Origin of the sequence: Salmonella sp. 741265073_HBA (assembly GCF_046569105.1) — a bacterium.
Taxonomy (GTDB): Bacteria; Pseudomonadota; Gammaproteobacteria; order Enterobacterales; family Enterobacteriaceae; genus Salmonella; species Salmonella enterica.
Window position 1 is genome coordinate 1 of sequence record NZ_JBKFRY010000026.1, and the last position, 23,930, is coordinate 23,930.

Genomic DNA, 23,930 nt, shown 5'->3' on the forward strand with positions numbered 1-23,930 from the left:
GCACAGGCAAACTGAATATTAGCGATGGCCCGCTGCGGGGCCACTGGAGAAAACGATGAGCAAAAAAATTAGAGACTTTGAATTGATGAGCACCCGCGAAATTTGCTGCCAGCTCAGGATTTCTTCCAGGACGCTGGAGCGTTACCGTAAGCGACCAAGCGACAACAACCCATTCCCGGAGCCTGACTGTTCATATATGGGTGGCTCCAACAAATGGCTTAAAACCAAAGTCAATGAGTGGCAGGTCAGGGAAATGTCACGACCAACACGCCGTCCAATGTCGCATCTGAATCTGCTCCGTGACAACAAAGGTCGACTCATCCGGTCTGACGTGGCGTGAACTCCAGAACATCGGGCTCGATGATGCTCATCAGTCGGGCCCACCATTTACTATAAGCTTCTCTCATTTCTTCGATATAGGTGTATTTGTCGTACACCGACCACACTCCAGGCAGTTTGTGCCCGAGCATCATCTCAGCAATATGTGGTTCAGTCAGCTCGGAGAAATTCGTTCGCGCAGTTCTGCGTAGATCATGGATCGTAAAGTGCGGAACCTGCTCGTTATAAGCCTTCAGCATGAACTTAACAAGGTTGCTGCTGATGCTCATATGAAAGCCTTCGCTCATCGGCTTGTCTGCATATTTTGAGAAAACAAAACGGCCCGGCGCCAACTCAATGGCTCGTTGTATCAGCGGGAGCATTTCAGGGATGATCGGGCGGATTATCGGCTTCTTACTTTTCCGTCCCGTTTTATGATTTTCCCACGGTACGGTCCAGACGCCCTCCTCAAAATCGAAATGCGAAACTTCAGCCTGACGGAGTTCACCGACCCTGCACGCCCATATCAGAGACAATTTATAAAGGATCTTGTTTCGCTCAATAAGGCGGGAATCCTCAATAGCTCGCCAGACAATCGCAATTTCTTTGCGATCCAGTGTTCTCTCCCCCATTTTCTTCTGAATACCAAAATCACGACCGGACATTTCAGAAAGTGGGTTAACCTCAAGCAACTGGCGCTTCACTGCCCATGAGTAGCACTGCCGACCGTTACTAATTACTCGCCGGGTGATCTCAGTGTATCCCTGCGCCAGTCGGTCCAGAACTGTAAGCCAGTTGTGCAGCGTCAACTGATGCGCCGGATACTTACCCAGCTTAGGGAATACATGCAGCTCAAACGAACGCAGTATTTGATCGGATGTTTCTTTCTGAACGCATACCATCGCATGCCATTCTCTGAAAAGTTCCTCGAATGTGTACTGGCTGTTGATTTGAGCTTTATCGAGGCCTTGCCTGATCCGCGGATTTTCTCCACGGGCAAGAATGGCGGCCCACTTAGTTACCTCTTCGCGCGCGGCCTTCAACCCGAATGCCGGGTAACTGCCGATCGTCATCTTGTCCTGCTTACCCAGGAAACGGAATCGGTAGAAAAAAGTGACGGCGCCCTTTTTGGAAATGCGCACCCACAGACCGTCCCGGTCTGCCTTCTCTTCAACTTTATCGCGTTCGCGCCCGAGGCACGACTTTAGATAACTATCTGAAATAGCCATGATTTATTCCTGCATGTGTCCATCAGAACGGAAGATTCTGTGTCCATCATAGGATATGGACGCACTGGTGGACACAAAAACCATGACTCATGATGTCGTAGGTTGACTGTACATGCAACCAGTATCATTTTTGTGAGCGCTTATTTTGCGGGGATCTTGAGAGGATTTTGTCGTAGGTTTGCGGAGGGTGGCGGGGTATCAATTATCGATGTGAGCAATGATCGAAAAGTTACGTATGTTCTTCATAGAGATAAATTATTATGCCTTACGCCTGGTTGACCAGACTTTAGAGGTCGCTGTTCTGAGCTTAACGTCTGTTTTAACTGAAACGCCGCATTCTACACTACAACGCTAAGGCGAGGAAATGTTCATAGTGTAAGGAGAACGGGAACTGGAAAACGCCTCGCTTTTTTCCTGTAAAACACCGCAACGCAGGAAAAGCGCATGCTTATCGGGACAACAACCCAACGCGGCAGGTGTACCGTTGGGCAAAACGTTTACTGGCGCGTTTCGATTGAGGTAGTTTCGACGCGAACAAGGTCCGGCGGGAGGGCAACGTTTAAAATCACCGGCTGCCAGGCGTCGCGCTCCGCCAGTTTTCGGGAATAGCCGCGGGCAACCAGAAAACCGCCCACGCCGCCCAACACGGCCCCGCTTAATGCGGCAAGGTCAGATCCAAACAGCATCTGAAAAAGCGCCGCACAAAGAAATAGCCCCGCTAAAGGCGACATATAGACCAGCAACGCCGAACCTAAAAGGCTTTTTTCGGCGATGCCCAACTCGACTTTCTGCCCCGGCGTCAGCGGCTCCGCGCTTGGCACAACAATGGTATGCGTGGTTTGCGGCCCTAATTTATTCAGCACGCGACTGCCGCATCCCGCACGGGAGGCGCAGCTACTGCATGACGCTTTAACGTCGCAGCTCACCACCGCCTGACCATTCTGCCAGGAGATAACGGTTGCCCACTCTTTAATCATTGTACTGCCCTGAATTTGATACTGTCGGCAATGCGCTTCGCCGTTTGCGGCGGAAGCTCGCCGACAATGGTGATTTCCGCGTTGTCGCGAACGCTGCTATAAACCGTTCGGCGCCCGGTGCGCAGCATCTGATCGCTGCTGTTTTGCGTCGCCCGGTTCACATTGACGGAAAAGCTAAACAGACCGTCAGAATAAAGCCGCGATTCGATAGGCAGGTTATCCATCGTCGGCAACGGACGACGGCTGCTGGAAACTTCGCTAAAGCCTTGCGGCACCCAGGATGGACTCCAGTTAAATTTCGTTTTTTCGCCACCGGGAACAGAAAGCAGCGGCGGCAGATTCGCCTTCGCCAGCGCCTGCATGTTGCTGCCGATATCCTGACTCACCGTGAACGCAATAACGCGGAACTGCTCCAGCGTCTCGCCATCGCGATCCAGCAGATCAACGCGCATCGGCAGTTTGGTATCCATGTCCATCCAGACGATATAGCTGTAACGCGTACCATCGCGCGCCACAACGCGGATAACTTCGCACAATCTGTCTGCGATACGGGTGCGTCCGACGGAAATAAAGTCGTAGTAAGGCGCCAGACGCTCGAAATCGGTGTAAATCAGGGAAGGCAGAGAATCGACAATATAATCACCGTTCAGGGTGAACGGCTCAAGGCCCGGTTCAAAATAACTGATTTCATTACCACGCTGTACGACCTCCCGGCGGGGACCGTCCAACTGTAGCAATTGCGCAAGCGGGCGACTATCCAGGCGTGCGTGTCGATAACGCAGAGATTCAACGCCTTGTTTCGTGATGCTGACGAATGACAGCTCGTAATTCAGTGACTGACTGGCGATGTTCATCTGCTGCAATAACGCCCCGGACGCAGGGTCGGCCGAGGCGTTTGCTGAGAAGAACAGGCTAGCCGCCACAAGGGACATGGCAAACCAAAGTTGCTTCATTACTGCGATTGCGTTCCTAAAGTTTGGATTCCTGGCACCTGTACCGCGGCTTGCTGGGTTTGCGCCTGCTCAAACTGAAGCTGTTCGGAGTGCAGTCGGCGCTGCAGTTCATAGTCCTGCAACATGGCATTAATGCGACGACGCTGCTCCTGTACCTGCTGTTGCTGACTGCCGACAGGCGCTGCTTCAGAAGGCACTCCCAGACTTACCGGGCTGGCTTTCCCCATCATAGGCAGGGTATTGAAAACCGGCGTTTCAGGTTGTTGGGATGTTTCAGATTGCCCATTATAGTGCTGGACACCGACGATAACTGCAAGTGAAACGCACGCCGCCACGCCCATTTGGGTAAGCTGCGCCGCCCACGGACGCACTTTTTTCCAGAACGGCATTTTCTGCCATTGCTGCGGAGCGGGTTGGGCCTCAGGGATTAATGGCGACACCTGACGTACTGGCTCGTTTTCAATAGCGGCCATCACGCGAGCGGATATATCGAAATGGAGAACGTCAGGCGTATCCCCCCGCATTGAATCGCGGATCAGGTGATAACTCTCCCAGGTTTTCTGCATTTCCGGGTCGTGCGTAAGCGCTTTGAGCAGCTCACTATCCAACGTTTCGCCATCCATCAAAGCGGAAAGTTTTTCTTTCTGCATGCCTAATACCTTTTCCAGTATCCCGCTATCGTCAACGCCTGATAAGCGGTTGAACTTTATTATCAATAGCTTCCCGCGCCCGGAAGATACGTGAACGCACCGTCCCCACCGGACAATCCATGATAGCCGCTATCTCTTCATAGCTCAGGCCATCCAGCTCCCGTAAGGTGATTGCCATACGTAAATCTTCCGGGAGGGACTCAATAGTTCGGAAAACTATCTGTCTCAGTTCTTCTGACAACATTAAGTTCTCAGGGTTCGAAATTTCTTTCAGCGCGCCGCCGCTTTCAAAGTTTTCTGCTTCAATCGCGTCTACATCACTGGAAGGCGGACGACGCCCCTGCGCAACCAGGTAGTTCTTCGCGGTATTGACCGCAATGCGATACAACCAGGTATAAAAAGCGCTATCCCCCCGGAAAGAATCCAGCGCGCGATAGGCCTTAATAAATGATTCCTGTACGACATCGGGAACGTCGCCCGATGGCACATAGCGGGAAACCAGACTCGCCACTTTATGCTGGTAGCGCACTACCAGTAAGTTAAAGGCTTTCTGATCTCCCTTCTGGACCCGTTCAACCAGGACCTGGTCCGTTAACTGCTCGCTCATCCGAGGTAATGTCTCCCCAAACCAAATTTCCACGCGCTTTCGAAACGCCACTCCATAAGCCGCACTATGAGCAAGCAACAGGTTAGAGTGTCTATGTTTCGTAAAGTTCCGTTACGCATTTGTTTTTGTTTGTCATGTTGTAGACAGGTCTTATCTTCCATTATAAGTCTACAGATGCTGAACAACGCACTATCTGTACAGAAATGCCCATTTCGTCGTTTGCAGAGTAACCTAACAGCATCTTTATTTCACTACAAAATCCGACGCTAACACCCTGCCCTACAAAATATTTTTTGCCGTTTATCTCTCGCCGTATTTTTATTTTATGTTTAATAAGCACAACACCAGCGAAATCATTACGTGCTTTTTAGCGCCATATAGTGCTAATCTGCCGCAACCATGTTTAGTAAATTAAACAAGAACCATGATGACAACTCCTGAACTGTCCTGTGATGTGTTAATTATCGGCAGCGGCGCGGCCGGACTCTCGCTGGCGCTGCGTCTGGCTGAAAAGCATAAGGTTATCGTCCTGAGTAAAGGGCCGGTGAGCGAGGGCTCCACGTTTTATGCGCAGGGCGGTATTGCCGCCGTGTTTGATGAAACCGACAGTATTGCGTCGCATGTCGAAGATACGCTAATTGCCGGTGCCGGAATTTGCGATCGCCACGCGGTGGAGTTTGTCGCCAGCAACGCTCGTACCTGCGTGCAGTGGCTTATCGATCAGGGCGTCCTGTTTGATACGCATGTCCAGCCAAACGGCAAGGAGAGCTATCATCTCACGCGTGAAGGCGGCCATAGCCATCGCCGTATCCTTCATGCCGCCGACGCTACCGGAAAGGAAGTCGAAACCACGTTGGTCAGTCGGGCACAAAATCATCCTAATATTCAGGTGCTGGAACGCAGCAACGCCGTTGATTTAATTATTTCCGATAAAATGGGTCTGCCGGGGCCTCGCCGGGTCGTCGGCGCCTGGATCTGGAATCGCAATAAAGAGTGGGTTGAAACCTGTCATGCGAAGTCGGTGGTGCTGGCGACCGGCGGCGCCTCAAAGGTGTATCAATATACCACTAACCCGGATATTTCCTCCGGCGACGGTATCGCGATGGCCTGGCGCGCGGGCTGTCGGGTCGCTAATCTGGAATTTAACCAGTTTCATCCCACCGCCCTTTATCACCCGCAGGCGCGTAATTTTCTCCTTACCGAAGCGCTGCGCGGCGAAGGCGCATACCTTAAACGTCCGGACGGTTCACGGTTTATGCCGGACGTTGACGAACGCGGGGAACTGGCGCCGCGCGATATTGTCGCCCGCGCCATTGACCATGAGATGAAACGACTCGGCGCAGACTGTATGTTTCTCGATATCAGCCACAAGCCTGACGATTTTGTCCGCCAGCACTTCCCGATGATCTATGCGAAACTGCTCGATTTGGGGATGGATTTAACCAAAGAACCGATTCCCGTTGTTCCTGCCGCGCACTATACCTGCGGCGGCGTGGTCGTCGATGATTATGGTCGTACCGATGTAGACGGCTTATATGCCATTGGCGAAGTCAGTTACACCGGCCTGCACGGCGCTAACCGTATGGCGTCCAACTCGTTGCTGGAATGCTTAGTGTACGGCTGGTCCGCAGCAATGGATATCGACAGGCGAATGCCTTCTGTCCACAGCGTTGACGTCCTTCCCGCCTGGGATGAAAGCCGCGTGGAGAACGCCGATGAGCGGGTGGTGATTCAGCATAACTGGCATGAACTACGCCTGCTGATGTGGGACTATGTGGGCATTGTGCGCACGACGAAACGGCTGGAGCGCGCCCTACGGCGTATTACTATGTTGCAACAAGAGATTGACGAATATTACGCCAACTTTCGCGTCTCGAATAATTTGCTGGAGCTGCGCAATCTGGTGCAAGTGGCCGAACTGATTGTACGTTGCGCGATGATGCGTAAAGAGAGCCGGGGGCTGCACTTTACGCTGGATTATCCGCAACAACTGGCTGAATCAGGCCCATCGATCCTTTCGCCGTTAACGCCTCACATAAACAGATAAAATGCCTGGGTCAGCGCCGTATAACTTTCAGAATAATGCTGGTCTGACCCGCGAATCACTAATCTGTCGCTAAAGCACTCCCCGGCTTGCGGGGAGAATGCGAGCAAAACCCGGTGCGGCAAGCGCGCTTCGTTTTCCGCAACGTCAGTACGTAATCGCAAATGCCATCCCATGTTGAGCGCTTGCTGCGTAAAAGCGTTACCTATTTGTTCCGGCAAGACTACGCAAAAAAAGCCATCTTCGGTAATACAATCCGCCGCAATAGCCAATAACGTCTGGTGATCCAGCGTAGCGGTGTAACGCGCCTGCTCCCGCTGCGGCGTGGCGCATTCCACACCGGGTTCGTAATAAGGCGGGTTGCTGATAATAAGATCAAAGCGTACCGTCTGGCGAGGCGCCCAACGCTGAATATCGTCAGTATGCACCGTTATTCGATGCGGCCAGGGAGAGTGAGCCACGTTTTCCTGCGCTTGCATGGCAGCCCCGACATCCAGTTCCACGGCGTCAATAGGCACATTGTCATCCGTCCGCTGCGCCAGCATTAACGCCAGCAGACCGCTTCCAGTACCGATATCCAGAATTCGCTTTACATCCGCGACCGGCGCCCACGCCCCAAGTAAAATACCGTCAGTTCCCACTTTCATCGCACACCGATCGTGTGCGATGAAAAACTGTTTAAACGTAAATCCGTTACGACGAAGAACGGAGCCAGACTGAGACATGTAAAAACAACCTTGCAAAAAACGGCGACAGCGCCGAGTGAAAACAATACCTGAGAAGGGATATCCATACAAACAGATGAAGATTGCGGCCGTAACGTCTATAATCAGCGCCCCACACAGAGGTAGAACATGACTGTAACGACTTTTTCCGAACTTGAACTCGACGAAAGCCTGCTGGATGCCCTCCAGGATAAAGGTTTCACTCGCCCGACCGCCATTCAGGCTGCCGCCATTCCGCCTGCGCTCGATGGCCGTGATGTACTCGGTTCTGCGCCGACAGGCACCGGTAAAACGGCGGCATATCTGCTGCCGGCGTTGCAGCACCTGCTCGACTTTCCGCGTAAAAAATCGGGGCCGCCGCGCATTCTGATCCTGACGCCAACCCGCGAACTGGCAATGCAGGTTGCCGATCACGCTCGTGAACTGGCTAAGCATACTCATCTGGATATCGCCACGATTACCGGCGGCGTGGCCTATATGAACCATGCTGAAGTGTTTAGCGAAAACCAGGATATCGTGGTCGCCACGACGGGCCGTCTGCTGCAATATATAAAAGAAGAGAACTTTGACTGCCGGGCGGTTGAAACACTGATCCTTGACGAAGCTGACCGGATGCTCGACATGGGCTTCGCTCAGGACATTGAACATATCGCTGGTGAGACCCGCTGGCGTAAACAGACGATGCTGTTCTCCGCCACGCTGGAAGGCGATGCGATTAAAGATTTTGCCGAGCGTCTGCTGGAAGACCCGGTTGAGGTTTCCGCCAATCCGTCAACCCGCGAGCGTAAGAAAATTCACCAGTGGTACTACCGTGCCGACAATTTCGAACATAAAGTTGCGCTGTTGAAGCACCTGCTAAAACAAGACGATGCAACCCGTTCTATCGTGTTTGTACGTAAACGTGAACGAGTCCATGAACTGGCTGAAACGCTGCGTCTGGCAGGGATCAACAATTGCTATCTTGAAGGTGAGATGGCGCAGATCAAACGTAACGAAGGTATTAAGCGTCTCACCGACGGTCGCGTTAACGTCCTGGTCGCGACCGACGTCGCGGCACGCGGGATTGATATTCCTGACGTCAGCCACGTCATTAACTTCGACATGCCGCGCAGTGGCGATACCTATCTGCATCGCATTGGTCGTACAGGCCGTGCGGGTCGCAAAGGCACTGCAATCTCGCTGGTAGAAGCCCACGACCATCTGTTGCTGCTGAAAATCGGTCGCTACATCGAAGAGCCGCTAAAAGCGCGCGTCATTGATGAGCTTCGCCCGACCACGCGTGCGCCCAGCGAAAAGCTGACCGGCAAACCGTCGAAAAAAGTGCTGGCGAAACGCGCCGAGAAGAAAAAAGAGAAAGAAAAAGAGAAGCCGCGCGTGAAGAAACGTCACCGCGATACAAAAAATATCGGTAAGCGCCGCAAGCCAAGCGGTACGAAAATGCAGGAGCAATCCAGCGAAGAGTGATGATACTGCCGGGTTCGTTAACCCGGCATTTTTTTATCTTCCACGGTAAAACACGCCTCCATACACTGCATAAATATCTGCATTGCCGGGCTGACCGCTTTCCCGGCATGATGGGCGCACAGCGCCATGATCGATAGCGACGGCGCGCCAAACGGCAGCTCTTTCAACTGACCGGTACTAAGTTCTCGTTCAACGGCAAAACGTGGTAAAAAGCTGATGCCCAGGTTAGCAGCCACACACTGTTTAATGCTTTCAATACTCCACAGTTCAATGGTGTTTTCCAGCGTAATCCGCCTCTGCCGTAGCGTACTTTCAAATAGCTGGCGGAAGACACATTGCGGTTCATTGATGATGAAGCTACAGGGAATATGCTGATCTGGCTGCGTAAAATCAGCATCCTGTAGCAGTGGAGAGGCCACCAGCGCCAGCGACTGCTCCCCCAGTTGCTGCATCGTGAGCGCGTCATCATTACCTACGCGATAAAAAACGCCCAGATCGACCTCGTCATTCAGCAACGCATCACGTATCACATAGCAATTCAGCGATTGTAGCGACAATCTGACATTCGGCGCTCGCAGCTTAAATCGTTGTAAAACCTGCGGCATTTTGTACGCCAGTAAGGTTTCACCTGTCGCCACGCGCAGCTCTCCGCCGGGTTCCGCATCCTGTCTTGCGGCTTCACGAATCGACTCCATCACTCGCGTCAGTTCATGGATATGCGGCATCAGCTTTTTCCCCTCATTGGTCAGGCACATTCGGCGCCCTATTTTCTCGAACAGTTGCAGGGAAAACTCACGTTCAAGCTGTTGAATATGAAAAGTTACCGTCGACTGAGTACAGCACAGCTTTTGCGAAGCCCGCAGAAACGAGCCCTCTTCCACTACCGTTTTCAGCGTAATAAACCGACGCAGATCCATAACCACCAACCTATCGAAAATCTCGAATTCAGAATTAAAAAACATTCATTTTTTTAAATATTTCATATCGGGTACTGTCTGCTAAAGCAGAGGAGATGACAAGTGACACCGATGCTTTTAAGCGCTTTCTGGACTTATACATTAATCACCGCCCTTACCCCCGGCCCAAACAATATTCTCGCGCTTAGCGCAGCAACTGCACATGGTTTTCGGCAGAGTATTCGTGTACTGGCAGGTATGAGTCTGGGATTTTTGGTCGTCATGCTGCTGTGCGCCGGGATCGCGTTTTCCCTTGCGGTTATCGATCCGGCAATCATTCATTTACTCAGTTGGGTGGGGGCTGCGTATATCCTGTGGCTGGCGTGGAAAATTGCCACCAGTCCAGCGGCAGATGAGAATGCCAGACCAAAACCGGTTGGCTTTTGGGTAAGCTTTGGCCTGCAGTTTGTGAACGTCAAAATTATTCTGTACGGCATTACCGCTCTGTCTACATTTGTTTTACCGCAAACGCAGGCGCTGAATTGGGTCATCGGCGTCAGTATATTGCTGGCATTGATCGGCACGTTCGGTAATGTGTGTTGGGCGCTGGCGGGACATCTGTTTCAGCGGGCGTTTCGCCATTATGGTCGCCAGTTAAATATCATTCTGGCGTTACTGCTGGTGTACTGCGCGGTGCGGATTTTTTACTGACCCAAATAAAACAAAAGCGGAAAAGGCCCGGCCTCTTCCGCTTGTTATTACCGGATAAGCCTTACAGGCTTTCGGTAAAGGTACGAGCGATAACGTCGCGCTGCTGTTCCGGCGTCAGGGAGTTAAAACGCACCGCATAACCAGAAACACGAATAGTCAGCTGCGGGTATTTTTCCGGATGCTTAACCGCGTCTTCCAGCGTTTCACGACGCAGAACGTTAACGTTCAGATGCTGACCGCCTTCAACGCGTACTTCCGGTTTAACTTCCATCGGAATTTCACGGTATTCGATCTCGCCCAGTTTGCTGACAGCCACAACTTCATCTTCAGCAAAGCCGGATTTTGCAACGATGCAGCGCGCTTCGCCTTTTTCGCTGTCCAGCAGCCAGAAGGAATTCAGCAGGTCGTCGTTAGCGGCTTTAGTAATCTGGATACCTGTAATCATGTGATGCCTCCCCAGGCAAAATTATTTGATTTCGGTCGGCCTAATCCCGGCCAATTGGTAAAACCATTGTTGCTTGAGTGTATATATACCCTTCGATCACCCTTCATTCTTTGATTTAAATCAATAAAAACCACACCATAAAAAGGGTGATGAAGGGAATTTATTGTTTTACATCAACTTACACCATTCAGACCTATAAACTTTTTACATAAATTTTCAACTATCTTTTGTAGGTAACCGTTTTTGTAGCACGCAGGATTTTGCACTGCAGAAAGAAGCAGTTAAGCTAAGGGAACTGGAAATTCGCAGGAGAGCGAGATGGCGACTGAGTTAACCTGGCACGATGTGCTGGCTGATGAGAAACAGCAACCTTACTTTATCAATACGCTTCACACTGTTGCTGGCGAGCGTCAGTCGGGTATCATGGTCTACCCGCCGCAAAAAGATGTGTTTAACGCCTTTCGCTTCACGGAACTGGGCGACGTTAAGGTGGTGATCCTGGGACAAGATCCTTACCACGGCCCCGGCCAGGCACATGGTCTGGCGTTTTCCGTGCGTCCTGGGATCGCTCCCCCGCCGTCATTAGTGAATATGTACAAAGAGCTGGAAGCCTCCATTCCCGGCTTTGTTCGCCCCGCGCACGGTTATCTGGAAAGCTGGGCGCGCCAGGGCGTACTGTTACTGAATACGGTGCTCACGGTACGGGCAGGCCAGGCGCACTCTCATGCCAGCCTGGGGTGGGAAACCTTTACGGATAAAGTGATAAGCCTGATTAACCAACACCGCGAAGGGGTCGTCTTCCTGCTGTGGGGCTCGCACGCCCAGAAGAAAGGCGCGATTATTGATCCACAGCGCCACCATATTCTGAAAGCTCCGCATCCCTCGCCACTCTCTGCGCACCGCGGATTTTTTGGCTGTAACCATTTTGCGCTAACGAACCAATGGCTGGAACAACACGGCGAGAAAACTATCGACTGGACGCCAGTATTACCGGCTGAGAGTGAATAACGTTGGCGACTCGCCGTTTTATCGCCCGGATAACGGCGCGAAAGCGCCTTGTCTGACCGGGCGGCAGGAAGTACATCATTGGCCCGGCGCGCGTTGCGTCACCGGGCTGTAGCCCTTACGCTTTATTCTGTCGCCACCACTCGGCGAGCAGCACGCCTGTCGCAACCGACACATTCAGGCTTTCCACGTTCCCCGTGCCGTTAATTTTCACACACAGATCGTCGGGTTCGCGCGCCGCTTCCGGCAGGAAGTCATATTCACGGCCTAAGACCAGCACCATCTTTTCCGGCAGGGTCGTACTAAAGAGCGCCTGACCGCGTTCGCTGGACGTCGTCACCACGGTGTACCCCGCCTGACGAAAATCATCCAGTACGTCAACAATGCTTTCACCAGTGATTGGCTGGACATGTTCCGCCCCGCCTTCCGCGGTACGAATCGCCGCGCCGGACTCCAGCAACGCCGCATCCTGTACCACCACGCCTTTCACGCCGAAGTGCGCGCAGCTACGCATCATGCCGCCCAGATTATGCGGGTTAGCGACATCTTCCAACGCCAGCACGCAGTCTTGATCCGCCGCCTGCTTTACCCATTGCTTAACGGTCGTACCGTTACGCTTTTTAATCAGGAAACACACGCCGCCGTGGTGCTCAGTCCCGGAAGCTTTTGCCAGTTCGGCTTCATCCACCACATGGTAGGCTTTACGATTCGCCGCCATCCAGCGCAGCGCCTCTTTAAAACGCGGGGTCACGCTTTGGATAAACCATGCGCGCACGATGGCGTCAGGACGGCTCTGGAATAGCGCCTGGCAGGCATTTTCGCCGTAGACGCGCGTCTCTTCCGCACGCTGGCGACGCAAAACTTCAGGGTCGATAAAACTTTTACCGCTAATACCACCATGATCGACTTTCTCAGGCGTTTCATCGCCTGGCGCGCGGGACACAGTGCGCCACGGCGAAGTTTCATGTTTACGGTCACGGCTCTGATTATTTCGCTCATCACGGGCGGGGCGACGTCCACCGTCAGTGCGAGACTTTGCTGGGCGGCCTCCCCCTTTCCCGGTACGCGGGTTATGGGTGCGTTTATCAGAGTCATCATCACTACGGACATACATCACTTTGACTTTGCCGCTTTTGTTTTTTAATTCATCGTTCATGCTTTTCTCCACCAGCGCTGCGCGAAGCGCGAAGATTACCCGATGTGCATCCGGTTAGCCATGATTTCGTTTAAAAGCTTGCGACTATTGTACTCATTGAATAAAACACATTGTTGTTTAGCACAGACTCCTCGATAATATGTAACATTATAGAAACATCCCGCGCGTAGCGGGACGTCTTCCGACGTATTCAGAGGTTAGCTATGAACACCGTTTGTACCCATTGTCAGGCCATTAACCGCATCCCCGACGATCGGCTTCAGGACGCGGCAAAATGTGGACGCTGCGGTCATGAGTTGTTTGACGGAGAAGTCATTAATGCGACCGGCGAAACGCTGGACAAACTGTTGAAGGACGATCTTCCAGTGGTGATCGACTTTTGGGCACCCTGGTGCGGCCCTTGCCGTAACTTTGCGCCAATCTTCGAGGATGTCGCAGAAGAGCGCAGCGGTAAAGTCCGTTTCGTCAAAGTGAATACCGAGGCGGAACGGGAACTCAGCGCCCGTTTCGGTATCCGCAGCATCCCGACGATTATGATTTTTAAACATGGGCAGGTGGTCGATATGCTTAATGGCGCAGTGCCTAAAGCGCCTTTCGACAGCTGGCTGAACGAAGCGCTGTAAACGCCACGGGGCGCATCTTGTGCCCCGTTTTCACCTCTGCCACAATAGCGTTTTTCTCCGCAAACGCTTTCTATGACCAATAACGCTGTCCTTCAGTTACGCGCCGAACGGCTTGCGCGCGCTACACGCCCTTTTCTTGCCAGAGGCAATCGGGTTCGCCGCTGTCAACGCTGCCTGCTGCCGCTAAAATCTTGCCTGTGTGATACGTTAACGCCTTCTCAGGCGAAAAGCCGTTTTTGTCTGGTCATGTTTGACACTGAACCGATGAAACCCAGCAATACCGGCCGACTGATAGCCGATATTTTGCCGGATACCGCGGCGTTTCAGTGGTCGCGTACCGAGCCGCCGCAGGCGTTGCTGGAGCTGGTACAGCATCCGGATTATCAGCCGATAGTGGTTTTTCCTGCGTCCTACGCCGGCGAAGCGCGCGAGGTCATTTCCACCCCGCCCGCCGGGAAACCGCCGCTGTTTATCATGCTGGACGGCACCTGGCCCGAAGCACGTAAAATGTTTCGTAAAAGCCCTTATCTGGATCATCTGCCGGTCATTTCCGTCGATTTATCGCGTCTTTCAGCTTATCGTCTGCGTGAAATCCATGCCGAAGGGCAATATTGTACCGCCGAAGTCGCCATAGCGTTGTTAGATCTGGCGGGAGATACCGAGGCGGCAACCAGTTTAGGTGAACATTTTACCCGTTTTAAAACGCGCTATCTGGCAGGAAAAACGCAACATCCGGGAAACGTCACAGCATAAAATAGCGAAAGCGTTTAAAATTATCCGGTCACTTCTGTGTAAGGGAAACCGGTATGAGCCAGCAAGGACTGGAAGCGCTACTGCGACCAAAATCGATCGCGGTGATTGGCGCATCAATGAAGCCCCACCGCGCGGGTTACCTGATGATGCGTAACTTGTTGGCTGGCGGATTCAATGGCCCCGTCCTTCCCGTGACGCCCGCCTGGAAAGCCGTTTTAGGCGTCATGGCCTGGCCGGATATCGCCAGTCTTCCTTTCACCCCCGATCTGGCTATTTTATGCACTAACGCCAGCCGTAACCTGGCGTTACTGGACGCGCTTGGCGCGAAAGGGTGTAAAACGTGCATTATCCTTTCTGCTCCCACGTCGCAACATGAAGAACTTCTTGCCTGTGCCCGGCATTATAAAATGCGTCTGCTGGGTCCAAACAGTCTTGGGCTCCTCGCGCCGTGGCAAGGGCTGAATGCCAGCTTTTCTCCCGTCCCGATTAAACAGGGCAAGCTCGCTTTTATTTCCCAGTCTGCCGCCGTGTCCAATACCATTCTTGACTGGGCGCAACAGCGTGAAATGGGCTTTTCCTACTTTATCGCGCTGGGCGATAGCCTGGATATTGATGTCGATGAACTACTGGACTATCTGGCGCGCGACAGCAAGACCAGCGCGATTTTGCTCTATCTGGAACAGTTAAGCGACGCCCGCCGTTTTGTTTCCGCCGCCCGTAGCGCTTCACGTAACAAACCGATTCTGGTGATTAAAAGCGGCCGAAGCCCGGCAGCCCAGCGTTTACTTAATACCAGCGCGGGAATGGACCCTGCGTGGGATGCGGCCATCCAGCGCGCAGGCCTGCTGCGAGTCCAGGATACGCACGAGCTTTTTTCCGCCGTCGAAACACTGAGCCATATGCGTCCGCTACGCGGCGACAGACTGATGATCATCAGCAATGGCGCCGCGCCTGCCGCGCTGGCGTTAGATGAGTTGTGGTCGCGTAACGGCAAGCTGGCGACGTTGAGCGAAGAGACCTGCCTGCAACTACGGCAGTCGCTTCCCGCGCACATTGATATTGCCAATCCGCTGGATCTGTGTGATGACGCCAGCAGCGAACATTACGTCAAAACACTGGATATCCTGCTCGCCAGTCAGGATTTTGACGCGCTTATGGTTATCCACTCTCCCAGCGCTGCCGCGCCGGGTACGGAAAGCGCTCATGCTCTGATCGAGACGATTAAGCGCCACCCCAGAGGCAAGTTTGTTACGCTGCTGACAAACTGGTGCGGCGAGTTCTCGTCTCAGGAGGCAAGACGGCTATTCAGCGAAGCCGGATTACCAACCTACCGCACGCCGGAAGGCACGATTACCGCGTTTATGCATATGGTGGAATACCGGCGTAACCAGAAGCAACTGCGGGAAACGCCAGCGCTGCCGAGTAACCTGACGTCCAATACCGCTGAGGCGCATAATCTGTTACAGCGGGCGATTGCGGAAGGCGCCACCTCACTGGATACCCATGAAGTACAGCCGATTTTACACGCCTATGGGCTGCATACGCTCCCAACCTGGATTGCCAGCGACAGCGCTGAAGCGGTGCATATCGCCGAACAGATAGGCTATCCGGTAGCTCTCAAGCTGCGCTCGCCCGACATTCCGCATAAATCTGAAGTTCAGGGGGTCATGCTTTACCTGCGGACCGCAAGCGAGGTACAACAGGCCGCGAACGCCATTTTCGATCGTGTAAAGATGGCCTGGCCGCAGGCGCGGATTCACGGTTTGCTGGTACAAAGCATGGCTAACCGCGCCGGCGCGCAGGAGCTTCGAGTGGTGGTCGAGCACGATCCGGTGTTTGGTCCTTTGATTATGTTGGGTGAAGGCGGCGTAGAGTGGCGTCCGGAAGAGCAGGCGGTCGTCGCGCTGCCGCCGCTCAACATGAATCTGGCGCGCTATCTGGTGATTCAGGGCATTAAACAGCGGAAAATTCGCGCCCGTAGCGCGCTGCGTCCGCTGGATATTGTCGGTTTAAGCCAATTGCTGGTCCAGGTTTCAAACCTGATTGTCGACTGCCCGGAAATTCAGCGTCTGGATATCCATCCGCTGCTGGCTTCCGCCAGTGAGTTTACCGCGCTGGATGTGACGCTGGATATTGCCCCGTTTGATGGCGATAACGAAAGTCGACTTGCGGTACGCCCCTATCCCCACCAGCTTGAAGAGTGGGTGGAGATGAAAAACGGCGATCGCTGCCTGTTCCGTCCGATCCTGCCGGAAGATGAGCCCCAACTGCGACAATTCATCGCCCAGGTCACCAAAGAGGATCTTTACTACCGTTATTTCAGCGAGATCAACGAATTCACCCATGAAGATTTAGCCAACATGACGCAGATCGACTACGATCGAGAAATGGCCTTTGTGGCCGTGAGGCGGATGGACAACGCTGAAGAGATCCTCGGCGTAACGCGCGCGATCTCCGATCCTGACAACGTAGATGCCGAATTTGCCGTATTGGTGCGTTCAGATCTCAAAGGGTTGGGTTTAGGACGCCGTTTAATGGAGAAATTGATTGCCTATACTCGCGATCACGGATTGAAGCGGCTGAACGGTATTACGATGCCAAACAATCGCGGCATGGTCGCGCTGGCCAGAAAACTGGGATTTCAGGTCGATATTCAGCTCGAAGAGGGCATCGTGGGATTGACGCTGAATCTGGCCAAATGTGATGAATCGTGAGTAATGTACTGGAAATGTTGACCACTTTAACGGGTACTGATGTTATTATTGCTCGCTTATGTCGTCTGCATAGCACAGAGGACCCTTCAATGAACAGAGAAGAAATGCACTGTGATGTTGTCAAAATTTAAGCGTAATAAACATCAACAACACCTTGCCCAACTCCCTAAGATTTCTCAGTCAGTTGATGATGTAGATTTCTTTTATACTCCTGCTACTTTTCGGGAGACACTGCTGGAGAAAATCGCCAGCGCGACGCAGCGTATTTGTATCGTTGCCCTGTATCTGGAACAGGACGATGGGGGTAAAGGTATACTCGACGCGCTCTATGCGGCTAAACGGCAGCGTCCTGAACTGGACGTGAGGGTGCTGGTCGACTGGCATCGCGCGCAACGCGGGCGCATTGGCGCAGCAGCCTCGAATACCAATGCAGACTGGTATTGCCGACTGGCGCAGGAAAACCCCGGCATTGATGTCCCGGTTTACGGCGTACCGATTAATACGCGAGAAGCGCTTGGCGTACTGCATTTTAAAGGCTTTATCATTGATGATAGCGTCCTGTACAGCGGCGCCAGCCTGAACGATGTCTATCTCCATCAGCATGACAAATATCGCTACGATCGCTACCAGCTGATTCGCAATCGGCAAATGGCAGACATCATGTTTGACTGGGTGACGCAAAATCTGATGAATGGCCGTGGTGTGAATCGTCTGGATAATACCCAGCGTCCGAAAAGCCCGGAGATTAAAAACGATATCCGCTTATACCGTCAGGAGCTGCGTGATGCGTCATATCATTTTCAGGGTGACGCTAATGACGAGCAGCTCTCCGTTACGCCGCTGGTCGGGCTTGGAAAATCCAGTCTGCTGAACAAAACCATTTTCCATCTCATGCCCTGTGCGGAGCATAAGCTCACCATTTGTACCCCTTACTTCAATCTACCAGCGGTACTGGTGCGGAATATTATTCAGCTACTGCGCGACGGAAAGAAAGTCGAAATCATTGTTGGCGATAAAACCGCGAATGATTTTTACATTCCGGAAGATGAACCGTTCAAGATCATTGGCGCGCTGCCCTATCTCTATGAGATTAACCTGCGCCGCTTCCTGAGCCGTTTACAGTATTACGTCAATACCGATCAGCTTGTGGTGCGTCTGTGGAAAGATGACGACAATACCTATCATCTGAAAGGGATGTGGGTAGATGATAAATGGATGCTACTCACCGGCAACAACCTGAATCCTCGCGCCTGGCGTCTGGATCTGGAAAACGCCATTCTGATCCACGATCCTAAGCAAGAGCTTGCCCCTCAGCGGGAAAAAGAGCTGGAACTTATCCGAACGCACACAACCATCGTAAAACATTATCGTGACCTGCAGAGCATTGCCGACTATCCGATAAAAGTGCGTAAATTGATTCGCCGTCTGCGCCGGATCCGCATCGACAGATTAATTAGCCGTATCCTGTAATCGAAGCCCCGTCCTGTACGGGGTTTTCTCTTAGGAGTGAACTGGTGCGCGTGTTGATTCCTTTTACGGTGTTGTTTCTCTCCGGGTGCAGCCATCTGGCTAACGACCGCTGGAGCGGTCAGGGTAAAGCCCAGCATTTTATGGCATCAGCGATGCTATCGGCAGCCGGTAATGAGTATGCGCGTCACCAGGGAGTAAGCCCTGACCGCAGCGCAGCGATAGGGCTGATGTTTTCTTTGAGTCTCGGAGCCTCAAAAGAACTCTGGGACAGCCGCCCGGAAGGCAGCGGCTGGAGCTGGAAAGATTTTGTCTGGGATGTCGCTGGCGCGACAACCGGTTACGCTATCTGGCAAATGGCGCGATACTAAAGGCGTAAGCCCTTTCCTTTACGGTGCAACATCAGCGAAACCAGGAAAGCCAGAACGGCCATCGCGGTAACATACCAGAAGAACGAACTCTCCATACCGACAGACTTTAGCGACAGCGCGACATATTCCGCAGAGCCGCCAAATAACGCATTTGCTACCGCGTAAGATAAACCGACGCCCAGGGCGCGAACCTGCGCCGGAAACATCTCCGCTTTCAGGATCCCGCTAATCGAGGTATAGAAACTCACAATCAATAGCGCGCACATCACTAAAGCAAATGCGGCATAAGGCGACGTCACATTCTGCAACGCGGAGAGAATTGGAACGGTGAAAAGCGTCGCGAGCGCGCCAAAACATAGCATAGAGGTGCGCCTACCAATCTTATCGGATAACGCGCCGAATAACGGCTGCACCAACATGAAAACACACAGCGCGACCGTCATAATGCCGCTGGCGACATTGGCATGCATACCTGCTGTATTTACCAGATATTTCTGCATATAGGTGGTGAAAGTATAAAAGCACAGCGAGCCTGCCGCGGTGAAACCAAGCACCATCAAAAAGGCTTTGCGATTACGCCACAAACCTTTCAACGAACCGGCTTCTTTTAACGCGCGAGTCTCATGCTTCGAGGTTTCATCCAGCTGGCGACGCAGCCATAATGCCACAACCGCCAGCACGGCGCCCAACGCAAAGGGAATACGCCATCCCCAGGCACGAAGCTCAGCATCCTCCAGAACCTGCTGCAAAATCACAACGACCAGCAATGCCAGTAGTTGGCCGCCGATAAGCGTAACGTACTGAAACGAGGCGAAAAATCCCTTACGGCCTTCAAGCGCAACTTCACTCATATATGTCGCGCTGGTCCCATACTCTCCCCCTACCGAGAGCCCCTGAAATAACCTTGCAATAAGTAGCAGCGCCGGTGCCCAGGTGCCGATGGTATCGTAACCAGGTAAGCAGGCAATCACCAGCGACCCCATGCACATCATGCACACCGAAATCAACATTGAGGCTTTGCGCCCGCGTCGATCGGCAATGCGTCCAAACAGCCAACCACCGATAGGCCGCATTAAAAAACCGGCGGCAAAGACGCCTGCCGTTTGCAAAAGCTGAGTAGTGGTATTACCAGAAGGAAAGAAGATATGTGCAAAATAGAGCGAGCAGAAAGAGTAGACGTAGAAATCAAACCATTCCACTAAGTTTCCGGAAGAGGCCCCCACGATAGCCCATATGCGTCGCCGCATCTCCGGAGCCTCAGCGTTGTTTTTATCTATACGCTGAATAATTTCTGCCATACTGTTCTCCTTGTTGCCAGGCTTAATCGGCCTTTTATTTTGGAGATTCAGATTACGCGAGACCAAAAAGTAAATAAAGTGTTAATTATTTGTTTGCTAATTTTTATCCCCACCGTGCCTGATGCTGGCGTTTCCGTTTCAGATAGTCTTCGTCCTGACGAATTTTATCCCACCAACCTTTGAAAACCGTTGCCGCCGCGGCCTTAATAGGATCATTACCCCGTGTATTCAGGCTGCCGTCTTCTGCATACTTTTTACCGCCTTTATAGTTAGCGTATCGCCTGGCGCGGGTGTATCCCATCTGAATAAATTTACGCGCCATGTCCATACCAACGAAATCATCCTGCTGCCGGTAAGCTTCGAACAACTGGTAGATCTGTTCTGCGGATTTCATCGCCGATGCTTCATCTTTATAGCGCCAGAAAGGAAGAATTTCGCTTTTGTAGGGTTCAACCAGTAGCACCCCCTGCTCTCCTCGTCCAACCTGATACAATTCAGGCTGCTGGCGGAAGTCAATGCTGGAAAAGTCTTGCTGGTAGTTAAAAGGTTTGATAGCCAATGAAAATCCTCACTGCTTATATAAGCACGTGTAAAGGATAGTTCATCGTTAACGATTGGGTGGGTTGTGCTCTTATCAGTTCTACAAGAGCAGCAGCTTCGTAGGCGGGATAATTCCTGTAGGCCGGATAAGGCGGAGCCGCCATCCGGCAGAAACAGACAAAAACAAAAGGCCCTGTCTTCCGACAGGGCCCTTCGTTTTATTTGATGCCTGGCAGTTCCCTACTCTCGCATGGGGAGACCCCACACTACCATCGGCGCTACGGCGTTTCACTTCTGAGTTCGGCATGGGGTCAGGTGGGACCACCGCGCTAGTGCCGCCAGGCAAATTCTGTTGCCAGAAACGAATCTTTTACACCGATGCTGCGTTGGCTGCATTCGTAAAGTCAGTCACATACTTCTGTATGCTCCTTCCTTTCCTTCATTTGCCGCCTTGCCTCAGCGTAAAATCTTTCGTTCCCGAAAATCCGGAATCACTGCTGAAAATCGTCTTCTCATCCGCCAAAACATCTTCGGCGTTGTAAGGTTAAGCCTCACGGTTCATTAGTACCGGTTAGCTCAACGCATCGCTGCGCTTACACACCCGGCCTATCAACGTCGTCGTCTTCAACGTTCCTTCAGGAGACCTAAAGTCTCAGGGAGAACTCATCTCGGGGCAAGTTTCGTGCTTAGATGCTTTCAGCACTTATCTCTTCCGCATTTAGCTACCGGGCAGTGCCATTGGCATGACAACCCGAACACCAGTGATGCGTCCACTCCGGTCCTCTCGTACTAGGAGCAGCCCCCCTCAGTTCTCCAGCGCCCACGGCAGATAGGGACCGAACTGTCTCACGACGTTCTAAACCCAGCTCGCGTACCACTTTAAATGGCGAACAGCCATACCCTTGGGACCTACTTCAGCCCCAGGATGTGATGAGCCGACATCGAGGTGCCAAACACCGCCGTCGATATGAACTCTTGGGCGGTATCAGCCTGTTATCCCCGGAGTACCTTTTATCCGTTGAGCGATGGCCCTTCCATTCAGAACCACCGGATCACTATGACCTGCTTTCGCACCTGCTCGCGCCGTCACGCTCGCAGTCAAGCTGGCTTATGCCATTGCACTAACCTCCTGATGTCCGACCAGGATTAGCCAACCTTCGTGCTCCTCCGTTACTCTTTAGGAGGAGACCGCCCCAGTCAAACTACCCACCAGACACTGTCCGCAACCCGGATTACGGGTCCACGTTAGAACATCAAACATTAAAGGGTGGTATTTCAAGGTCGGCTCCATGCAGACTGGCGTCCACACTTCAAAGCCTCCCACCTATCCTACACATCAAGGCTCAATGTTCAGTGTCAAGCTATAGTAAAGGTTCACGGGGTCTTTCCGTCTTGCCGCGGGTACACTGCATCTTCACAGCGAGTTCAATTTCACTGAGTCTCGGGTGGAGACAGCCTGGCCATCATTACGCCATTCGTGCAGGTCGGAACTTACCCGACAAGGAATTTCGCTACCTTAGGACCGTTATAGTTACGGCCGCCGTTTACCGGGGCTTCGATCAGGAGCTTCGCTTGCGCTGACCCCATCAATTAACCTTCCGGCACCGGGCAGGCGTCACACCGTATACGTCCACTTTCGTGTTTGCACAGTGCTGTGTTTTTAATAAACAGTTGCAGCCAGCTGGTATCTTCGACTGACTTCAGCTCCGTGAGTAAATCACTTCACCTACGTGTCAGCGTGCCTTCTCCCGAAGTTACGGCACCATTTTGCCTAGTTCCTTCACCCGAGTTCTCTCAAGCGCCTTGGTATTCTCTACCTGACCACCTGTGTCGGTTTGGGGTACGATTTGATGTTACCTGATGCTTAGAGGCTTTTCCTGGAAGCAGGGCATTTGTTGCTTCAGCACCGTAGTGCCTCGTCGTCACGCCTCAGTGTTAAAGTGAACCGGATTTACCTGGAACACACACCTACACGCTTAAACCGGGACAACCGTCGCCCGGCCAACATAGCCTTCTCCGTCCCCCCTTCGCAGTAACACCAAGTACGGGAATATTAACCCGTTTCCCATCGACTACGCCTTTCGGCCTCGCCTTAGGGGTCGACTCACCCTGCCCCGATTAACGTTGGACAGGAACCCTTGGTCTTCCGGCGAGCGGGCTTTTCACCCGCTTTATCGTTACTTATGTCAGCATTCGCACTTCTGATACCTCCAGCAACCCTCACAGGCCACCTTCGCAGGCTTACAGAACGCTCCCCTACCCAACGAACGTATCCCTAAGCCAACTCGACTTTAATGAACGCTTTGACGTCGCTTCGCTCCGTCAATCGTCAACTCCGTAAAGTTGTCTTGGGTGATACGTTCGCTGCCGCAGCTTCGGTGCATGGTTTAGCCCCGTTACATCTTCCGCGCAGGCCGACTCGACCAGTGAGCTATTACGCTTTCTTTAAATGATGGCTGCTTCTAAGCCAACATCCTGGCTGTCTGGGCCTTCCCACATCGTTTCCCACTTAACCATGACTTTGGGACCTTAGCTGGCGGTCTGGGTTGTTTCCCTCTTCACGACGGACGTTAGCACCCGCCGTGTGTCTCCCGTGATAACATTCTCCGGTATTCGCAGTTTGCATCGGGTTGGTAAGCCGGGATGGCCCCCTAGCCGAAACAGTGCTCTACCCCCGGAGATGAATTCACGAGGCGCTACCTAAATAGCTTTCGGGGAGAACCAGCTATCTCCCGGTTTGATTGGCCTTTCACCCCCAGCCACAGGTCATCCGCTAATTTTTCAACATTAGTCGGTTCGGTCCTCCAGTTAGTGTTACCCAACCTTCAACCTGCCCATGGCTAGATCACCGGGTTTCGGGTCTATACCCTGCAACTTAACGCCCAATTAAGACTCGGTTTCCCTCCGGCTCCCCTATACGGTTAACCTTGCTACAGAATATAAGTCGCTGACCCATTATACAAAAGGTACGCAGTCACCCCACC

At 52.7% G+C, this 23,930-nt stretch carries 22 protein-coding genes and 2 rRNA genes; 10 read left to right on the top strand and 14 right to left on the bottom strand.

Annotated features, from left to right (window positions below):
• Positions 1-55 precede the first annotated feature (55 nt).
• On the top strand, positions 56-340 hold the full coding sequence (xis, locus tag ACLD3P_RS21315; protein WP_058112557.1) for an excisionase Xis: 285 nt from the start codon (positions 56-58) through the stop codon (positions 338-340).
• Here the strand turns inward: xis and ACLD3P_RS21320 are convergent.
• The 6 genes from ACLD3P_RS21320 to rseD form a co-directional block, all read right to left on the bottom strand.
• Entirely contained in the window at positions 318-1,547 is a 1,230-nt protein-coding gene (locus ACLD3P_RS21320) for a tyrosine-type recombinase/integrase (protein ID WP_411006729.1), read from the bottom strand. The two genes, xis and ACLD3P_RS21320, sit on opposite strands and share 23 nt — an antisense overlap.
• 497 nt (positions 1,548-2,044) lie before the next feature.
• Positions 2,045-2,524 (bottom strand): SoxR-reducing system protein RseC, encoded by a 480-nt coding sequence (gene rseC / locus ACLD3P_RS21325; protein WP_079963541.1) that lies wholly within the window; start codon positions 2,522-2,524, stop codon positions 2,045-2,047.
• Positions 2,521-3,477, bottom strand: a complete 957-nt coding sequence (rseB, locus tag ACLD3P_RS21330; RefSeq protein ID WP_411006403.1) for a sigma-E factor regulatory protein RseB — start codon at positions 3,475-3,477, stop codon at positions 2,521-2,523. Before rseB ends, rseC begins: the two co-directional genes overlap by 4 nt.
• Entirely contained in the window at positions 3,477-4,127 is a 651-nt protein-coding gene (gene rseA, locus ACLD3P_RS21335) for an anti-sigma-E factor RseA (protein ID WP_001168374.1), read from the bottom strand. The genes rseB and rseA overlap by 1 nt, the downstream gene beginning before the upstream one ends.
• Positions 4,128-4,158: 31 nt before the next feature.
• Positions 4,159-4,734 (bottom strand): RNA polymerase sigma factor RpoE, encoded by a 576-nt coding sequence (rpoE, locus tag ACLD3P_RS21340; protein ID WP_000003307.1) that lies wholly within the window; start codon positions 4,732-4,734, stop codon positions 4,159-4,161.
• Positions 4,731-4,895, bottom strand: coding sequence for a rpoE leader peptide RseD (gene rseD, locus ACLD3P_RS21345; RefSeq protein ID WP_014344135.1), 165 nt, complete (start codon positions 4,893-4,895; stop codon positions 4,731-4,733). The genes rpoE and rseD overlap by 4 nt, the downstream gene beginning before the upstream one ends.
• Positions 4,896-5,158: 263 nt before the next feature.
• On the opposite strand from rseD, the gene nadB reads away from it, so the two are divergent.
• Positions 5,159-6,781, top strand: a complete 1,623-nt coding sequence (gene nadB / locus ACLD3P_RS21350; RefSeq protein WP_000989187.1) for an L-aspartate oxidase — start codon at positions 5,159-5,161, stop codon at positions 6,779-6,781.
• Here nadB and trmN read toward each other — a convergent pair.
• Positions 6,766-7,503, bottom strand: a complete 738-nt coding sequence (gene trmN, locus ACLD3P_RS21355; RefSeq protein WP_131046810.1) for a tRNA(1)(Val) (adenine(37)-N(6))-methyltransferase TrmN — start codon at positions 7,501-7,503, stop codon at positions 6,766-6,768. The genes nadB and trmN overlap by 16 nt on opposite strands.
• A gap of 129 nt (positions 7,504-7,632) precedes the next feature.
• Here trmN and srmB point away from each other — a divergent pair, with 129 nt between their 5' ends.
• Positions 7,633-8,967, top strand: coding sequence for an ATP-dependent RNA helicase SrmB (gene srmB, locus ACLD3P_RS21360; protein WP_000219174.1), 1,335 nt, complete (start codon positions 7,633-7,635; stop codon positions 8,965-8,967).
• A gap of 17 nt (positions 8,968-8,984) precedes the next feature.
• Here srmB and ACLD3P_RS21365 read toward each other — a convergent pair whose 3' ends face one another.
• Positions 8,985-9,884 carry a LysR family transcriptional regulator gene (locus ACLD3P_RS21365; RefSeq protein WP_001521114.1) on the bottom strand — a complete coding sequence of 300 codons (900 nt, stop codon included), beginning with the start codon at positions 9,882-9,884 and terminating at the stop codon, positions 8,985-8,987.
• Between the two features lie 102 nt (positions 9,885-9,986).
• On the opposite strand from ACLD3P_RS21365, the gene eamB reads away from it, so the two are divergent.
• Positions 9,987-10,574, top strand: coding sequence for a cysteine/O-acetylserine transporter (eamB, locus tag ACLD3P_RS21370; protein ID WP_000188414.1), 588 nt, complete (start codon positions 9,987-9,989; stop codon positions 10,572-10,574).
• A 61-nt stretch (positions 10,575-10,635) separates the two neighbouring features.
• On the opposite strand, the gene grcA is transcribed toward eamB, so the two are convergent.
• On the bottom strand, positions 10,636-11,019 hold the full coding sequence (gene grcA, locus ACLD3P_RS21375; protein ID WP_000627811.1) for an autonomous glycyl radical cofactor GrcA: 384 nt from the start codon (positions 11,017-11,019) through the stop codon (positions 10,636-10,638).
• 318 nt (positions 11,020-11,337) lie between these two features.
• Between grcA and ung the strand changes: the two genes are divergently transcribed.
• Positions 11,338-12,027 carry a uracil-DNA glycosylase gene (ung, locus tag ACLD3P_RS21380; protein ID WP_076934879.1) on the top strand — a complete coding sequence of 230 codons (690 nt, stop codon included), beginning with the start codon at positions 11,338-11,340 and terminating at the stop codon, positions 12,025-12,027.
• 115 nt (positions 12,028-12,142) lie between these two features.
• Here the strand turns inward: ung and ACLD3P_RS21385 are convergent, their stop codons facing one another.
• Positions 12,143-13,180, bottom strand: a complete 1,038-nt coding sequence (locus ACLD3P_RS21385; protein WP_023233484.1) for a tRNA/rRNA methyltransferase — start codon at positions 13,178-13,180, stop codon at positions 12,143-12,145.
• Between the two features lie 203 nt (positions 13,181-13,383).
• Between ACLD3P_RS21385 and trxC the strand changes: the two genes are divergently transcribed.
• The 5 genes from trxC to ACLD3P_RS21410 all read left to right on the top strand — a co-directional run bounded on the left by trxC (position 13,384) and on the right by ACLD3P_RS21410 (position 19,108).
• Complete coding sequence (gene trxC, locus ACLD3P_RS21390; RefSeq protein WP_001098732.1) at positions 13,384-13,803, top strand: thioredoxin TrxC; 420 nt, start codon at positions 13,384-13,386, stop codon at positions 13,801-13,803.
• A 72-nt stretch (positions 13,804-13,875) separates the two neighbouring features.
• Positions 13,876-14,556: a tRNA-uridine aminocarboxypropyltransferase gene (tapT, locus tag ACLD3P_RS21395; protein WP_000183642.1), complete on the top strand. Its 681-nt coding sequence runs from the start codon at positions 13,876-13,878 to the stop codon at positions 14,554-14,556.
• A gap of 53 nt (positions 14,557-14,609) precedes the next feature.
• Entirely contained in the window at positions 14,610-17,270 is a 2,661-nt protein-coding gene (gene pat / locus ACLD3P_RS21400) for a protein lysine acetyltransferase (protein WP_024798060.1), read from the top strand.
• Between the two features lie 114 nt (positions 17,271-17,384).
• Positions 17,385-18,740, top strand: coding sequence for a CDP-diacylglycerol--serine O-phosphatidyltransferase (pssA, locus tag ACLD3P_RS21405; RefSeq protein ID WP_000949286.1), 1,356 nt, complete (start codon positions 17,385-17,387; stop codon positions 18,738-18,740).
• Between the two features lie 44 nt (positions 18,741-18,784).
• The gene (locus tag ACLD3P_RS21410; RefSeq protein WP_131046811.1) at positions 18,785-19,108 is read left to right on the top strand and encodes a YfiM family lipoprotein; all 324 of its coding nucleotides are present in this window, start codon (positions 18,785-18,787) and stop codon (positions 19,106-19,108) included.
• Here the strand turns inward: ACLD3P_RS21410 and ACLD3P_RS21415 are convergent.
• The 4 genes from ACLD3P_RS21415 to ACLD3P_RS21430 form a co-directional block, all read right to left on the bottom strand.
• Positions 19,105-20,406: an MFS transporter gene (locus tag ACLD3P_RS21415; protein WP_000807818.1), complete on the bottom strand. Its 1,302-nt coding sequence runs from the start codon at positions 20,404-20,406 to the stop codon at positions 19,105-19,107. The two genes, ACLD3P_RS21410 and ACLD3P_RS21415, sit on opposite strands and share 4 nt — an antisense overlap.
• Before the next feature lie 103 nt (positions 20,407-20,509).
• Positions 20,510-20,965 carry a DUF4385 domain-containing protein gene (locus ACLD3P_RS21420; RefSeq protein WP_000985653.1) on the bottom strand — a complete coding sequence of 152 codons (456 nt, stop codon included), beginning with the start codon at positions 20,963-20,965 and terminating at the stop codon, positions 20,510-20,512.
• Positions 20,966-21,173: 208 nt separating this feature from the next.
• Positions 21,174-21,289, bottom strand: a 5S ribosomal RNA gene (gene rrf, locus ACLD3P_RS21425).
• A 197-nt stretch (positions 21,290-21,486) separates the two neighbouring features.
• Positions 21,487-23,930, bottom strand: a 23S ribosomal RNA gene (locus tag ACLD3P_RS21430); the annotation flags it as partial.